General features: G+C 59.1%; 12 protein-coding genes. 11 read left to right on the top strand and 1 reads right to left on the bottom strand.

Going from position 1 to position 16,043, the window contains the following annotated elements; translation table 11 throughout:
* The first annotated feature begins 9 nt into the window (after nt 1–9).
* From amgK to AACH73_RS00665, 8 genes are all read left to right on the top strand, one after another.
* A complete protein-coding gene (gene amgK / locus AACH73_RS00700; protein WP_272739821.1) occupies nt 10–1,083 on the top strand; it encodes an N-acetylmuramate/N-acetylglucosamine kinase AmgK in 1,074 nt (357 codons plus the stop codon).
* Complete coding sequence (gene murU, locus AACH73_RS00695; RefSeq protein ID WP_338735109.1) at nt 1,080–1,799, top strand: N-acetylmuramate alpha-1-phosphate uridylyltransferase MurU; 720 nt, start codon at nt 1,080–1,082, stop codon at nt 1,797–1,799. Before amgK ends, murU begins: the two co-directional genes overlap by 4 nt.
* Nucleotides 1,796–4,816, top strand: a complete 3,021-nt coding sequence (locus AACH73_RS00690; RefSeq protein WP_338735108.1) for a PD-(D/E)XK nuclease family protein — start codon at nt 1,796–1,798, stop codon at nt 4,814–4,816. The genes murU and AACH73_RS00690 overlap by 4 nt, the downstream gene beginning before the upstream one ends.
* A complete protein-coding gene (gene addA, locus AACH73_RS00685) occupies nt 4,813–8,319 on the top strand; it encodes a double-strand break repair helicase AddA (protein WP_338735107.1) in 3,507 nt (1,168 codons plus the stop codon). The genes AACH73_RS00690 and addA overlap by 4 nt, the downstream gene beginning before the upstream one ends.
* 76 nt (nt 8,320–8,395) lie before the next feature.
* Nucleotides 8,396–8,728: a thioredoxin TrxA gene (gene trxA, locus AACH73_RS00680; RefSeq protein WP_126422138.1), complete on the top strand. Its 333-nt coding sequence runs from the start codon at nt 8,396–8,398 to the stop codon at nt 8,726–8,728.
* A gap of 91 nt (nt 8,729–8,819) precedes the next feature.
* Nucleotides 8,820–9,728: a diacylglycerol kinase family protein gene (locus tag AACH73_RS00675; RefSeq protein ID WP_338735106.1), complete on the top strand. Its 909-nt coding sequence runs from the start codon at nt 8,820–8,822 to the stop codon at nt 9,726–9,728.
* On the top strand, nt 9,729–10,502 hold the full coding sequence (locus tag AACH73_RS00670; RefSeq protein WP_338735105.1) for a metallophosphoesterase: 774 nt from the start codon (nt 9,729–9,731) through the stop codon (nt 10,500–10,502).
* A 99-nt stretch (nt 10,503–10,601) separates the two neighbouring features.
* Nucleotides 10,602–11,276: a LysE family translocator gene (locus tag AACH73_RS00665; RefSeq protein ID WP_338735104.1), complete on the top strand. Its 675-nt coding sequence runs from the start codon at nt 10,602–10,604 to the stop codon at nt 11,274–11,276.
* Between the two features lie 286 nt (nt 11,277–11,562).
* Here the strand turns inward: AACH73_RS00665 and AACH73_RS00660 are convergent, their stop codons facing one another.
* Entirely contained in the window at nt 11,563–11,868 is a 306-nt protein-coding gene (locus AACH73_RS00660) for a hypothetical protein (protein WP_338735102.1), read from the bottom strand.
* 186 nt (nt 11,869–12,054) lie between these two features.
* Between AACH73_RS00660 and AACH73_RS00655 the strand changes: the two genes are divergently transcribed.
* The 3 genes from AACH73_RS00655 (at nt 12,055) to AACH73_RS00645 (ending at nt 15,887) form a co-directional block, all read left to right on the top strand.
* Entirely contained in the window at nt 12,055–14,541 is a 2,487-nt protein-coding gene (locus AACH73_RS00655; protein ID WP_338735101.1) for a DNA translocase FtsK, read from the top strand.
* Between the two features lie 232 nt (nt 14,542–14,773).
* Nucleotides 14,774–15,145 (top strand): RidA family protein, encoded by a 372-nt coding sequence (locus AACH73_RS00650; RefSeq protein WP_272739812.1) that lies wholly within the window; start codon nt 14,774–14,776, stop codon nt 15,143–15,145.
* On the top strand, nt 15,129–15,887 hold the full coding sequence (locus AACH73_RS00645; protein ID WP_338735100.1) for a sulfite exporter TauE/SafE family protein: 759 nt from the start codon (nt 15,129–15,131) through the stop codon (nt 15,885–15,887). Before AACH73_RS00650 ends, AACH73_RS00645 begins: the two co-directional genes overlap by 17 nt.
* Nucleotides 15,888–16,043: the final 156 nt, after the last annotated feature.

Below are 16,043 nucleotides of genomic sequence, written 5' to 3'. Positions count from 1 at the left end.
AAAGTTCGCATGACTGACCGTGAAGACCTCCGAGTTCGTTTTCTTCAACGGGCGGGCCTTACCGAAGCAAAGCGCCACCCCCTTCCTGGTGACGCCTCGACGCGGCGTTATGAGCGGCTGACACGGACAGACGGCACAACCCTGATGCTTATGGATCAGCCACCGACGGGCGCTCTCCCCTGCCCGCCAGATGCAAATTCAGAGGAACGTCAACGCCTTGGCTATTTTGCTCAGACCCGTCTGTCTGCAGGAAATCTGACAGCCTTTGTGGGGGCCGCCACCTATCTGCGCGCACAGGGATTTTCAGCACCGGCCATCTACGAAAGCGACATGGAAAACGGCCTCATTCTGCATGAAGACCTGGGCAATGCGCTTTTCGCCCGTCTGATTGAAGAGGGCGAACATGAAGCGCCCTTGTACCTTTCGGCGGTGTCTGTCCTGGCCAGGCTACATGAGGTTTCGCCCCCCTCCACTGTCGGCGACTGGCCACTGCTCACCTATGACGCGCTGGCGCTGAAAACCGGGGCAGACCTATTTCTGGAATGGCTGCCGCAGTATGATCCCGGCTTGCGCTTTTCCGAACAGGCGCGCGCCGATTGGGACGGGCTGTGGGCCCCCTTGCGCGCCGAAGCCGAGGCCGGAGCCAGCGTCTTCATCCACCGCGATTACCACGCCGAGAACCTCTTGTGGCTGGGGGATCGTGAGGGCGTGGCGCGCGTCGGCCTGATTGATTTTCAGGACTGCCTTAAGGCGCATCCGGCCTGGGACCTGCATTCGCTGTTGCAGGACGCGCGCCGCGATGTGTCACCTGAGGTGGAGGCGCTTTGTCTCGACCACTATTTCAGCCTGCGCCCCGAACAGAACCGCGAAGCCTTTATGCGGCTCTACACGGCGCTGGCGGCGCTCAATCAGGCGCGTATTCTGGGTGTCTTCTCCCGTTTGGTGACGCGCGATAAAAAGCCCCGCTATGAGGCCTTCATGCCGCGCATGTGGCGACATCTGGGGCGTAATCTCACGGCACCCGCACTGGCGGGGGTGCGGAACTGGTTTATGGCCCACGGTCTGGGGAATCGCATCGCATGACACAGATTAAAACCGCAATGGTGTTAGCCGCAGGGCTGGGCACGCGGATGCGGCCGCTGACCGATGACCGGCCCAAGGCACTGGTCGAAGTGGGGGGGCGCACCCTGATCGACCATATGATCGACCGGCTGAAAAGCGCGGGTGTCGAACGCTTTGTGGTCAATGTCCACTATTTCGCCGACCGGCTGGAGGCTCACCTTAAAAGCCGCAGCGATGTCGAGATCATCATTTCCGATGAACGCGAGAAGCTTCTGGAAACCGGCGGCGGACTTAAAAAAGCACGTCCGCTCCTGAGCGATGATCCGGTCTTGGTCGCTAATATTGACAGTGTGTGGATTGAGGATGAGAACCAGGATCGTGCTATTGCCGACATGCTTGTCCAGTGGCAGCCGCAAAACATGGATGCCCTCCTTCTCCTTGCCGATATGAACCGTTCCAGTGGCTTTGACGGGGCCGGCGACTTCTTCCTGGCTGATGATCAGCGCTTAAGCTTCCGTGGTCAGGCTATGTCGGCCCCTTTCAACTACATGGGCGTGCACATCACCCATCCTGACATCGTGGCTGAGGTCGCTGAGGAGGCTTTTTCGCTCACGCCTATCTGGCGTCAGAAGGCGACAGCCGGCCGGCTATTTGGGGCGCGGATGCAGGGCGACTGGATGCATGTCGGTGACCCCGCCGCTCTTGATGCCGCGCAAGCGCGATTAAAACGGACATGAAAAGCCGCAACCTCTTTGTCACGCCCGCTCCACGCTGGTACTCCATTGCGTCGGGACGGCCGTTTCTGGACGATCTGGCAAGAGGCCTTTGTGAAGCACTCGGCGAAGAGCTACCACACGCGCTCATCCTCACCCCCACCCGCCGCGGGGCGCGCCAAATGGCGCACGCCTTTACGGACCAGTGCCGCGCCAAAGCACTCCTTCTGCCTCAGGTGCGTGCTCTGGGTGATCTTGAAGAGGGTGAACCCCCCTTTGATCTTGAGCATCTGGGCCTTGACCTCCCGCCCGCGCTTTCGTCCACGCGGCGCCGCTTTGAGCTTGCGAAACTTATCAAGGCGCACTACGAAAGTGATGTCGCCCTCAACGCTCGGACCGCGTTAGAACTCGCTGATTCATTAGCGAAATTTTTTGATTCCCTGGCACTGGAAGAGGTCGATGCCTCTGAGAGACTGGACCGTCTTGTCCATGACCCGGATCTGTTACACGAAGGGCTAGGGGCCCTGGCCGAACACTGGCAGGTGTCGGCACGGTTTCTGGCGATTGCTGTTGATCTGTGGCCCAAACGTCTGGCGGAGCTCGACATGATGGATCCGAGCCAGAGGCTCGTAACGCTGATCCATCGCCTGGGCGACCAATGGGAAAAGACCCCGCCGACACATCCTGTTATCGTGGCCGGCACCACCGGCACAACCCCTGCCACTGCCCGATTAATGGGACTTGTTTCGAGGTTCGAGCAAGGCGCAGTCGTTCTCCCCGGCCTTGACCTGTCACTGGCTGAAGAGGTCTGGGAACAGGTGGGTGATTCACATCCTCAGGGCGCCATGAAGTCCCTGCTCGACCGGCATCGCGTCACTCGCCAGGATGTGAGAACCTGGCCTGCGTCCATTGAATCAGATCGCGCCCGCCATGCGCGCCGACGGGTGCTCAATGAGGCGCTACGCCCTGCCGAAGCGACTAAGGACTGGCGCACCCAGATCGCCGCCCTAAAGGCCGGATCTGAAGACGCCATCCGGGATGGCTTAAGCGGGCTGACCCACATTGAGGGCCGCAATGATGAAGAGGTCGCCGCCGTCATTGCGCTTTTGATGCGCGAGGCTCTGGAACGACCCGGCCAGACCGCCGCCCTTGTTACGCCTGATATCACCCTGTCACGGCGGGTGACGGCGCGTCTGTCGCGTTGGGGACTAAGGCCCGACTCTTCAGCGGGGGACGCCCTCATCCATAGTCCGGTCGGACGCTTCCTGCACAGTCTGCTTGATCTCGTTCTGGAACCCTTCGACGCGGTGAGACTTCTGTCTTTACTGAAACATCCACTGTCTCGCTTCGCCGAAAAAAGAGAAATAAATACTCTGGAAATCAAAGGCTTGCGTGGTGCCAAACCGCGAGATGCCGACGAGGTTCTGAGCCGTCTTACCAAGGCAGAGGCCTTTGAAGCCGCTGCACTGTGGCAAGACTATATCCAAACGCACACTATCTGGACCACTCAAAAGACAGACCTGTCCGATTATGTGCGTGCCCTCACTCAGTGGGCCGAAGCCTTAGGCACACACGAGGGTGAGGCCTTGTGGAGCGGTGCAGCCGGGGCCGCCGCTTCAGCGCTGTTAGCTGATCTCATCACCGAGGGGCGCGATTTCAGAGTTGAGGATGATCAGGTCTTCGTCGACATCTTAAGGCGCGCATTGCGCACCTGCACGGTGCGCACCGGTGGCTACACCCATCCGCGTTTGACAGTGTTGGGCGCCATTGAAGCACGCATGTTTTCGGCTGACCGGTTGATCCTCGCTGGCCTGGAGGAAGGGGTGTGGCCGCAGGCTGCGGAGATAGATCCTTTTCTCTCCCGCCCCATGCGAAAGGCGCTCGGTCTGCCGTCACCTGAACGTCGCACCGGCCTGTCGGCGCACGACTTTGTACAAGGCGCCAGCCAGCCAGAGGTTTGGATGGTAACGCGTCAGCGCCGGGAAGGCGAGCCGCAGGTCAAATCGCGCTGGCTGTGGCGACTGGAAACCCTGACGACCGGTGCCGGAGAACATCTGCCAACCCAGCCCCATTGGCTCGATTGGGCCAGACGCATGGATGGCCCTTTATCTTTAGTTCCGGAAGCTCTCAAGCCAGCGACCCGGCCACAACCCGCCCCCCCGGTTGAAGCCCGCCCACTGCAACTGCCGGTGACCCAGGTTGAGATGCTGGAACGTGACCCGTACGCGGTCTATGCCCGTTATGTGTTGCGCCTTAAACCGCTTGATCGGCCCAATGAACCGTTTGAAGCCTTGCGCCGTGGCACGGCCATACACGCCGTTGCCGAAGCCTTCGCTGCCGACGATATGCCGCTGGGCGAAGCCGGGATAAAGGCCTTTTGCGATCTGTTAGAGGCGCAATTGCGCGCTGAAAATCTCAGCGAGGCGCAACTGGCCCTGCAACGCCCGCTGTTTTCTTTGCTTGCACGCGAATATGTGGCCTTTGAAACCGAGCGGCGCGTGGGGCGTCCACGTCTTTTGATCGAACAGTCCGGCAGCCTGACGATTGACTTGCCGCGGGGCGCGTTCACGTTGACCGCCAAGGCTGATCGGGTAGAGATACACGAGCGCGGTGTGGACGTAATTGACTTCAAAACGGGTCAACCCCCCTCGCCTAAGGCGGTGATCGCAGGCTTCTACCCGCAGCTCACCCTCACGGCTGCCATATTGAAATACGGCACCTTTGGCGGGTTTGAGGCCTTGCATCGTGAAAAGGGTCTTAGGGAGCTTATCTACGTACGGTTAGGACAGGATGTCGTTAAGCCTCGGGTGGTTTTCGACAAAAAAAACCCGCTGAGTGCGGATGAGATGGCTGAACGCGCTCTGAAGCGGCTTAAAACCCGCCTTATGCAATACGAAGATCCAAAACAGGGCTATCTGTCCTGGCGCGCTCCACAATATCGGCTGGAGCGCGGTGGCGATTACGACCAGCTGGCACGCCTCTATGAATGGCACGTCCTGGGCGACCGTGACGCGGACCCTGCGACCGAGGAGGGTGAATGAACCCGCAAAACGCCGCCGCCGACCCGGAAGTCTCGTGCTTTCTCACTGCTAATGCGGGCTCGGGAAAAACCTCAACGCTTGTCAATCGCGTGGCGCGCCTTCTGTTGCGAGGCGCAAGGCCCGAGCATATTTTGTGCGTTACCTATACCAAGGCCGCTGCCGCCGAAATGCAGGGCCGCCTTTATGAGCGACTGGGCGGCTGGGCCGTGGCCGAAGACGATGCCCTGGCCGAAGAGCTCCGCAAGATCGACGAAAATCCCGATGACCTCGCCAAGGCCCGGGCTCTGTTTGCCAAGGCGCTGGAGACCCCCGGGGGCCTTAAGATCCAGACCATACATGCCTTTTGCGAAAAACTTCTGCGGCGGTTTCCACTGGAGGCGGGTTTAAGCCCCTCATTTCAGGTGCTAGACGATCTGATCGCGCGTGATCTGGCGCAAAAGGCGCTTGAAGGTCTCCTGACTCTGCCCGAAGGCGCACACCGTGATCATCTGATCCGCACGCTGAAAGCCCAGAAGTTTGAGCAACTCCTGTCGCAGTTCATCTATCAGCACGATCGTATCCGCGAAGCGCTCGATAGCGTTCTGGCCGAAGCCGAACAATATGATCGGTCCTTCAGCGCCCATGTGTTTAAACGTCTCAACCTCGATCCGCCTATGACGCCAGAACAGGTGGTCGACGCGTTCGCCGAGGGGCTGAACTGGGACCTTATGCCGGAAATGGCGCGGTCACTGGCCACCATCAATACCAAGGGCAATCAGAGCCTGTCGGAAACCCTGCTGCGCCTTTCTGAGGCGCGTAGAAACGCCGAACCATTTGATTTTGAAGAAATTTATAACCTTTTTTACACGGCTAAGGGCGAGCCGCGCAAAGAGGTGTGTTCAGTCAAGAGCCACCCGGCCGACCGCGAAGCTTTGGAACGCTGGCGCGAACCGCTGGCCGATGCGGTTGAAAAGCGCAAAGCCGCCGAAACCGCGCTCAACACCCTCTACACACTGCGACTGTTTGAAGATTTCAGCGCCATCTATCAGGATCTGAAGCGCCGCACCGGCGCACTCGACTTTCAGGATCTGATCAGCCGCGCCAAGCGTCTCCTGTCGGGCGCCTCAATGTCGCAGTGGGTGCTGTTTAAGATGGATGGCGGTCTTGAGCATGTGCTGGTGGATGAAGGACAAGACACGTCCGCGGACCAGTGGGATATCGTTAAGGCCCTGACCGGTGACTTTTTCTCCGGCGCAGGCTCATCTGTACTTTCCGGGCGTACTGATCGCACCGTCTTTGCTGTTGGCGATGAAAAGCAATCTATCTACGGGTTCCAGGGGGCCAAGCCTGACCTTTTCCTTGGCATGCGCCGTCACTACCAAAAACTTGCGGAGGCAGCCAAAAAGCGATTTGAAGTGCCACAACTGGTCCAAAGCTGGCGCTCCCTCCCGGAGGTTCTGGGTTTCGTCGATAGCGCCTTTGATGCCCCGGACCTTTCCGAAGCGCTCAACTTCACGGCCGTTCCCATCATCCATGACGCGCGCCGAAGCGAACGGCCTGCGACGGTGGAGTTATGGCCACCTGTCTATCCCCTGCCGGTGCCTGACCTTAACGAAGAGGACGATGACGAGATTGCCCCGGTTGACGCCTCAGGCGCCGCCCCGGCAAAGCGCTTGGCCCAGCAACTGGCCTTTCATATTGCGCAGGAAATCAGACAGGGGCGCAGCGTCATAGACAAAGCGTCACGCGAACCGCGCCCGATGCATGCCGGCGATGTCCTCGTCCTGGTGCGCAAGCGAGACGCTTTGTTCGAGCATGTGATCCGCGAGCTTAAACAGGCAGGTGTCCCGGTCTCCGGGGCTGACCGTCTTAAGCTGTCGGACCATATTGCTTTTCAGGATCTGCGCGCCCTTATGCGCGTGTGTTTGCAAGCGGGCGATAGCCTGTCCCTGGCCTCCGTCCTGCGAAGCCCCCTATGCGACCTGAGTGAAGACGACCTCTTTGCACTCACGCGAATCGAAAAGGCCAACCTTTGGCAGGCCCTGAACCGCCTGGCTGAGGACAATTCGCGATTTTCAGAGGCCCAGAACTTCATAGGCTGGGCGCTCGCCGAAGCCCCACAGCGCACAGCGTTCGATTTTCTAGGGCTGGTACTTAATCGCCGCGATGCTCAGGGGCGCACCCAGCGCCAGCGTTTCGTCACACGCCTTGGTGTTGAATGCGAAGACGTGCTGGATGAGACGTTGAATCTGGCCCTTAAGGGCGAAGGAGTGGGTGCGATCGGTCTGATCGACTTCCTCAACCTTTGCGAATTCAATGCCTCAGAAATCAAGCGTGAACAGGAGGAGGGCGGCGACCGTGTGCGGGTCATGACGGTCCATGGCTCCAAGGGCTTAGAAGCGCCGTGGGTTATTTTGCCGATGGCACCCGGTTTTAAATCGACTCGTAATGACGATTTGCTCCTAATGTCTGATGAGGGCGATCTCGTCTTGTCGGCCCGAGGCAAAGACGGCGATCCGCAATCCGTCAGCGCGTTGAAGGCCGCGCGCAGTTTGCGCGAAGCCAAGGAGGGGTTGCGGCTGTTCTATGTGGCGCTGACACGGGCACGCGACCGTCTGACCCTATGCGGCTATCGCGGCAGCCGGGCCACTCATGGCCCCTTCCCTGACTGGTACGATCTGGCTGAAGCCGGGTTTAGGCGTCTACCAGGCGAAGATGTAAGCGCCGAGGCGCTTGGCATGATCGTCGAATTCGGAACCCCCAAAGATCAGGAACCCACGAAAACGACCGAGGTCGTTCTGTTTGGTAAACGCGCGCCTTTAATGCCCGCACAGGCGCAGGCTTTGCAGGCAAAGACCGATTTACCTGCTTTTGTCACCGCAGCGCCGACGCCCGATCCGGAAGCGGATGTGGTGTGGCGCGCGGTGTCGCAACTGAGCGACGAAGACCGCTCCGCCGAGGACCGCGCGCCTTCGCCGCTGGCGCTACAGAAGGGACAGGGACGATTTGGCCGCGGACTGAAAATTCATAAACTGTTTGAAATCCTGCCCGCTCTGCCCGTGGCTGAGCGCGACGATGTGGCCACACGCTGGCTGAAGCGTCAGCCGGATCTTGATGATCCTCAGCGCGAAGAGATCCGCCAGTCTGTCATGGCAGTCCTGACCGATGCGCGCTTTGCCGACGCCTTCGGACCCCACTCGAGGCCAGAGGTCGCTCTTGCCGGGCAGGTCGGGATCAATGCACGCGGCGAAGCGATCTTTATGTCCGGACGTATCGACCGGCTGGTGGTCGGGGATGAGCGCGTTTTAGTGATCGATTACAAATCGAACCGTCCCGCTCCGGATAGCGCCGAAGAGGCAGCCGCTGATTATCAGCGTCAGATGGCCGGTTACGTCGCCCTTTTGCGTCAGATCTATCCGGACAAGACGGTTGAGGCCGCGCTTTTATGGACCGACGGACCGAAGCTCACCCCCTTAAGTGAGGCTTTAGTAAATCTCAGGCTCGCGGAAATTCAGGGCCATTGATTTCTGAGGCGGGCTTACTTACCTTTGTGACAAGTTTGAATCTGTGCCCATTTCGGGCGAGATAGGAAGTGCACCCATGTCCACCGCCACCGTCAAGGTTACCGACGAGACCTTTGAAAACGACGTCCTTAAATCCGACAAGCCGGTTTTAGTCGATTTCTGGGCCGAATGGTGCGGCCCGTGTAAGCAAATCGCGCCCATCCTCGATGAGGTGGCAGAAGCCTATGGCGACAAGCTCACCGTGTCGAAGATTAACATCGACGATTCCCCCCTGACGCCGTCGAAGTTCGGCGTGCGCGGCATCCCGACCATGATGCTATTCAAGGACGGCAAGATGACCTCGATGAAGGTTGGCGCTATGCCAAAGTCGAAGCTCGTCGAATGGCTGGCTGAAGCCGGCATCGCCTAGTCTTAAAGACTAATGCTGATAGGGTGCGGGCGTGGAGTTCAGGCTTCACGCCCGCATTGTTTTTTTGCACTCACCCCGGCACATCAGCCATATGGCGGCGACAGCGTATAACATTCTGATCAATGGCAAGGCGGGCACGGTCCTCAATCTGGGCCACGACTCCATAACCGCAGCGATTGAAGCCAGCGGCATGGCGGTGAACGAACTCATGTTCGCCGAACCCGCTGAGATGGAAGCCGCTCTCGACCGCTTTGCGCAATCTCCCAACCCCTTACTTGTCGGGGGCGGCGATGGCACTTTACGGTCATGCGCCGATACCTTGAGCCGTAAGAACAAGGCTTTTGGCATCCTGCCGTTTGGCACGATGAACCTTCTCGCCCATGACCTCGGCATGAATACCCTGGATGAGGCTCTCAAGGCCTATGCGAAAGGTGCGACGCAAACGCGGATCGACGCCGGTGAGGTGAATGGCGAGCTGTTCTTATGTTGCGCCTCAGTGGGGGTGATGCCCGAAGCCTCGGTCTTTCGCGAACAGCACCGCACCAACAACTTTCTTTTAATGGTGCCCTATCTTTTCTGGTTCGTCGCCGACTATCTGGAACGGCGCAAAAATGCTCGCGTCGGGCTTCAGATCGGCAAGCGGCTGCATCGCTTCCGTTCGCCCGCCGTGGTGATTTCGGCCAATCGCTATGCTGACACGACGCGCATCGATGAGAGCAACTTTAAACGCAACGACCTTCAAGGGGGCGAACTGGCGGCCTATATCGCCTCGACCAAGACGCGGGTATCACATCTTCGCTTCCTGACGCGGCTTCTGGTCGGCAACTGGAAATCAGACCCGGATCTGACGGAACTTACCGGCACGCAGATGACGCTATGGACGCGCCATCGCAAAGAGAAGGTCTCGGTCGATGGCGAAGTGACAGATCTCAAAACCCCGCTCGAAATCAAACTTAAGCCACGCTATGTGCCGCTGCTGACCCCGTCGCGCGAGGCCTGAATGCGCATAGCCCACATATCCGACCTGCATTTCGGTGCGCATGATCGTCTGGTGACCGAAATCCTGACCCAGACCCTGATGGAGCTTGACCCCGATCTCGTGCTGGCCAGCGGCGACATCACCCAGGACGCCACCGTGCCAGAGTTTGCCGAAGCAGCTGATTTTTTCAGACGTCTGCCCATGCCGGCTTTCGTGATACCGGGCAATCATGATCTGCCAGGGCTTGACCTTCGCCGCTTCGTCCAGCCATGGAAGCGATACCGCGACCATATTGCCAGAGACCTTGAACCCGAACTGCATGCGGATCTGGTGGACATAAAGGGTATCAATTCGGCCCGTATGATCCTGCCGGCGCTTAACTGGGCCTATGGCTCGATCAGCGCCCGTCAAAGGCAGGACATCGCCAGTTTTTTTGCCGCCTCAACGACGCCATGGCGTGTCCTGACACTGCACCATCCCCCTCTTAACCCGTCGGAATTTCCGCTTGATGTGACGGTGTTCAACAGCGAAAAACTATTAAAAACGCTCGGCGAACAGAAGGTCGATATCGTCCTATCCGGCCACCAGCATCACGCCTATGTCGAGACACGGGTAATGAACGGTCACACCACTTTGTTTGTGTGCGCCTCAACGGCCATGTCGATACGCGTGCGCAAACAGCCACAAGGCTTCAACCTTCTGGATTTCAGCGACAAAAGTGTTCGTATCGAGCTGCGACAGTTAAGCGGAGAACGCTTCCTGCCCTATTCGGCTGTAACCCACACCAAGGTATAGTCTCGTCATCTGAATGCGGGGCCTTAAAAACCGGCATCTGTGCGTAAGGCGGCGGTTGTTACGCCTCGACAAGTTGCAGGATCTACGAAATAAGCCCCTATGTTCTCCGCCCTGCCTGTTGATCCCTCGAAATACACCGCCTTTTTAGGGGCGATGTTTCTTATGGCCATTACACCGGGCCCAGCCAACCTGTTTTGCATCTCAACTGGTTTAGGTCGTTCCGCCCCAAAGGTTCTGATGGGTGTGTTCGGCATTAATACGGCCACCCTGATCTGGTTTGTTGCCGCCGCCTTCGGCCTGCACATACTGATCACCACCTTGCCGGTCGTCTTTCATGCAATGACGGTTGCCGGGGCTGTCTATCTTTTGTGGATCGCCATCAAAACGATCCGAGCGCGCAAATCGCACAGCGTGCACGAGCTTGACCTGCCCGGGAACGCTCAGAACCTCGCCCGCGAAGGCCTGTGGGCGACGTGGAAAGACGGTTTCATGGTGCAGTTCCTGAACCCCAAGGTCACCCTCTTTTTCACTGCGGTCCTGCCGCCCTTTCTGGCACTCGACCGCCCGATGGCCACGCAGATGCCGGTGTTCGCCGCAACGGCCATTGGTATGGACGTCATTACCATGACGACCTATGGCCTGAGTGGTCTTGCCCTGACGCGCTTTCTCAGTCGAGGCCGAAACCGCGAATACTTCGAGATGTTCGTCGGTGGGCTTTTGGGCCTGATTGCCGTTCTTATACTCACGCACAGCGCCACTGAGATGTTTAAGTAGCCTCTACATTTTCGCTTGATTTTCTTTTGGTCTATGAGACCCTTCTTTCCAGGTTCAACAGCGAAGGGAGGTGATCCGATGTCTAATCGTCATAGGCCGAAGACGGCGTTTAAGGGGATCTCAGTCCTGTCGTCAGGATTTAATCACCCTTTATCCTGGTAGCGCATCTGAAAGCGACTTCGCCTTCTTTATGATAGCGCTCCAAAAGCCGGGACGGCTAAGGACGGAAAAGAGGACCCCGCAGCTGGCGAGGTCCTCTTTTTTATTGGGCACGTGGCTTACTTCATTACAAACCCGTAGTCTTGTCGATGGTTTCTCTGACGTCATACTCGCGATCATCGTCCTGACCTGTGAGGGCATCAGCATCAAGGTCTTGACCGGTGTCTTTATCAAGGGGTGTCAGGCCGTCCTCATCTTCCTCAAGGCCCTCATCCTCGGTATCGTCTTCCCCGAGACCATCGTCCTTGAGGATATCGTCGTTTGTGAGGTCGTCTTCTGCGTTGATATCGGACTCATCAGGCGTAATTTCGGACGCCTGACCAATAGCGTTAGCCGGATCGGTGTCTGCGGGAATTTGGGTCTGTTGCATCACGTGGACTCTCCTTTGAAAGCCTCAGTGTGCGCTCTTTAACAACAAGGATCGAAGCGGAGTGTGGGTTACACACATAAGGAATAGCCGCCTGAAGCGTGCGATGACTTTTTTAGGTTTTCGTAAACAGGTCTTAACCCTTTGCATGCGATTAACCGGACTTAACCATAAGTCTAGAGTCTGCCCCGCATGAGCACGGTTACCGCCCTCGTCTGGAACCATCTGGAGTCCCGTTTCACCTACATCTGGCGCTCGGTGCCAATGGCACGTCTGCGTGGCGCGCTGGTATGCCTTCTGGGCCTGGCCTCATTGATGGCCTACGCGTCCTATCGCGCGACAGACGCGAGCTGGAATACGGCGACTGCCGAGCCTGTGCATAATTTTCTGGGCGGTTTTGGTGCGATTATTGCTGATCTCGGCCTGCAATCTCTGGGACTGGCAGCATGGCCAATGGCCGCGCTGATGACGTGGTTCGGTCTGGCGCGTCTGATGCAGCTTGATCCGGATGAAGGCCGTCGCACCCTACGCATCCACAGCCTTTATGGCGCCCTGTTCGTGCTGATGCTGGCGGCCGCACTGGCGCCTTTGCATATGGGAGACGCTAATTCGCCCTCTATTGGCGGCTTCTGGGGTACAGGCACCCACCACCTGCTCAAAAGTGTATTCGACTTCATGCGTTTGCCCGGCGGTGAGTTGATCGCAAGCCTTATCTTCGGCGCGGCCGCCTTGTGGGCGTTCAATCAGGCCTTGCGCCTGACATCAGAAAGCTATGTCCGCGCTGCCGGCTTTGTGCTCGGGGGGTTCAGGGGCGCTCTAACGGCCTCCGGGCTGCCGGAAAAGGTGAGTGCGGCGGTAACACGTGAGCCCCGGGCGCCTAAGGCGGCGCGCGGCCAGAAAGCGCCACAGCCCTTCCTCGACGAAGCCGACTACACGCCCGATACCATTCCCGAACCCCAGGTCAACAGCCGCGCGCCTGCCGCTTCGCCTGCCTATGACGAAGACGCGCCACCCTTCGATATGGATGAGCTGGACCCGCAGTCGGAGCGGTTGGCCCCGGCACCGCGTCAGGCAGCACCGGAACCTAAGATTCGCATGGAGGCCCCGCGCGCAAGACCGTCGGCGCGCGAACAGGACGAGCGTCAGTCGAGCTTTGAGTTCCTGAAGCCTGGCAATTTCCGGCTCCCTGAGCTGTCCATTCTCGCCAAGCCTAAGCCGCGCGCCGCTGGCTATGACGAGGCGGCCTTGCGCCAGAACGCGCGGATGCTGGAAAGCGTTCTGGCCGAATTTGGCGTTAAGGGTGTGATCGACCAGATCCGGCCAGGCCCGGTCGTTACCCTCTATGAACTTGCCCCGGCCGCCGGGGTGAAGGGCGCGCGTGTCGTGGCGCTGGCCGATGATATCGCCCGCAATATGTCGGCCCGTTCCTGCCGCGTTTCCATCGTGCAGGGTCGCAACGCCATCGGTATCGAGTTGCCAAATGCCGTGCGCGAAACGGTTTACCTGCGCGACATGCTGGCCTCTGCCGAGTTTGAGAAATCAAGCCACATCCTGCCGATGGTGCTGGGTGAAAACATTGGCGGTGAGCCCTATGTCACCGACCTTGCCAAGATGCCCCACCTCCTGATCGCCGGTACAACGGGTTCGGGTAAGTCGGTCGGCGTGAACGCGATGATCCTGTCGATCCTCTACCGGCTCGATCCGGAACAGTGCAAGTTCATCATGATCGATCCGAAGATGCTGGAACTGTCCGTCTATGACGGCATCCCACACCTGATAGCTCCCGTTGTGACCGACCCAAAAAAGGCCGTTGTGGCGTTGAAATGGGTCGTTAAGGAAATGGAAGACCGGTATCGGCGCATGTCGAAGATCGGCGTGCGCAATGTCGCCTCCTTTAATGAGCGCGCCAAGGCGACCGCCGCAGAAGGCAAGAACTTTATCCGCAAGGTCCAGACGGGCTTTGACGAAACGGGTCAGCCCATCTTCGAAATCGAGGAAATGGTGCCGGAGCCCATGCCCTATATCGTCGTGATCATCGACGAGGTCGCCGACCTGATGATGGTGGCTGGCAAGGACATCGAAGGCGCGGTTCAACGCCTCGCGCAGATGGCGCGCGCCGCCGGTATCCACCTGATCATGGCCACGCAGCGCCCGTCGGTCGATGTCATCACCGGCACGATCAAGGCCAACTTCCCGACGCGCATCTCCTTCCAGGTGACATCCAAGATCGACTCGCGCACCATCCTTGGAGAACAGGGGGCGGAACAGCTCCTTGGTCAGGGTGACATGCTTTACATGGCGGGCGGTGGGCGCATCACCCGTCTGCACGGGCCATTCGTCGCCGACTCCGAGGTCGAGGCCGTGGCCGAATATCTGCGCTCGCAAGGTTCGCCCAACTACCTCGAAGACATCACCGCTGGCGGCGACGATGATGGCGACAGCGAGTCCGGCGGCTTCGGCGGTGACAGCGGCGGCTCGGGCGACGACCTCTACGACAAGGCCGTCTACTACGTCACCATCGACCGTAAGGCCTCGACCTCCTACATCCAGCGGAAGCTGCAGATTGGCTATAACCGCGCCGCCTCCCTGATGGAAAAGATGGAGCAGGAAGGCGTCGTCGGCCCTGCCAACCACGTCGGCAAACGCGATATTCTGGTCGGCCCGCCGCCCGGGGTTTAGGTTTAGTTGAAGGGCGCCGCAGGGCAGGGGCAGAGCCCCTTCAGCACCCATGACGATTAGTACGTAACTGCCACCCCTCCCCAGTTCAATCGGGAGGGGGACCGAGCGACCCGCCATAGGCGGTGAGATGTGGTGGTGTGGATACTTAACTCTCTCCATCCATATCAAAGGCGCTACGCACCACATTCACGAACACTGGACAGCGCGCGTCCTGACGCGGCATAAATCGCTTATGAGCTCTGAACCCGCCTTCTACGCCTATCCCTTTGACGCACCCTTTTCCGAGGCCGTGCGTATCGGCGACACTCTTTACCTGTCCGGCCATATCGGCGATGACGACGATGGCAATCTCGCACAGGGCTTCGACGCCGAAGTTGCGCAAATGATGGCCAATGTGACGGCGTCGCTGGCCCGTTTCGATCTGGAGCTGGACGCCCTGATCTCCATACGTGTCATGCTCACCGACATGAGCCAGCTCGACCGTTTCCACACCCTGTTTGCCGCCTGTTTCGGGGATAAACCCCTCCCGGTTTGCTCGGCCTTCGGTGTCTCGCAACTGGCGCTCGACGCGACGGTCGAAATCGAATGTGTGGCCAATCTCTGACACAGACACCCTCTTTTGGTCCCTGCTCATCCTGACCTTTTTTGTGGCCGGACTGGTCAAAGGCGTCACCGGCATGGGCCTGCCGACCGTCGCCATGGGCGTATTAGGGGCCATCATGCCGCCGGTGGCCGCCGCAGCACTTCTGGTGGTGCCGTCCTTCGTCACCAATGTCTGGCAACTCGTCACCGGTCCCGATGTCCGCAGCCTTATGCGCCGCCTGTGGCCGATGATGCTGGGCATAGTCGCGGGCACCTTGCTCAGCGCGTCGCTCCTGACGCGAGGCGATACGCACCTGACCACCGCCGCGCTGGGGTTCGCCCTTCTGGCTTATGCGCTCTATACCCTTTTCGCCAAACAGATTTGCGTCCCACCCCGGCTGGAGCGCTGGCTATCGCCGCTGAGCGGGATGACCACGGGAGTCATTACCGGCGGCACCGGCGTTTTCGTCATCCCCGCCGTACCCTATCTTCAGGCACTGGGCCTCAGCCGTGATGACCTCATTCAGGCGCTGGGCCTTTCCTTCACCGTCTCAACTATCGCGCTCGCTGCCGGTCTGGCCCTGCACGGCGCGTTCAATGTCGGTAATCTATGGCAGTCGGCTCTACTGGTCGTCCCGGCTCTGATGGGTATGGTCGCCGGGACGTGGCTTAGACAGCGCATTAGCCCGGCCCTGTTCCGCAAAGGCTTCCTGGTCTGTCTGGCGCTTCTGGGCGCGGAGCTGGCTTCGCGAGCGTTTCGCTAAGCAAAGCGCCTCCCGAAAAGTGCGCAGCGATTTTGGGAATCAGATGGGCACCTTGAATAGACTATTCACCGCCCGTTTAGCTTACGGCCATCTTGTGCGGTCCTTATGTCATTTTGACGCCCTCAACCCGTCATCATAGCCGGTTAGGGTCTTTCT

It is taken from the genome of Asticcacaulis sp. DW145, from assembly GCF_037101385.1.
Lineage (GTDB): Bacteria > Pseudomonadota > Alphaproteobacteria > Caulobacterales > Caulobacteraceae > Asticcacaulis > Asticcacaulis currens.
The sequence above is the reverse complement of the archived record's forward strand: the minus strand, read 5'-3'. Positions and strand labels throughout refer to the sequence as shown.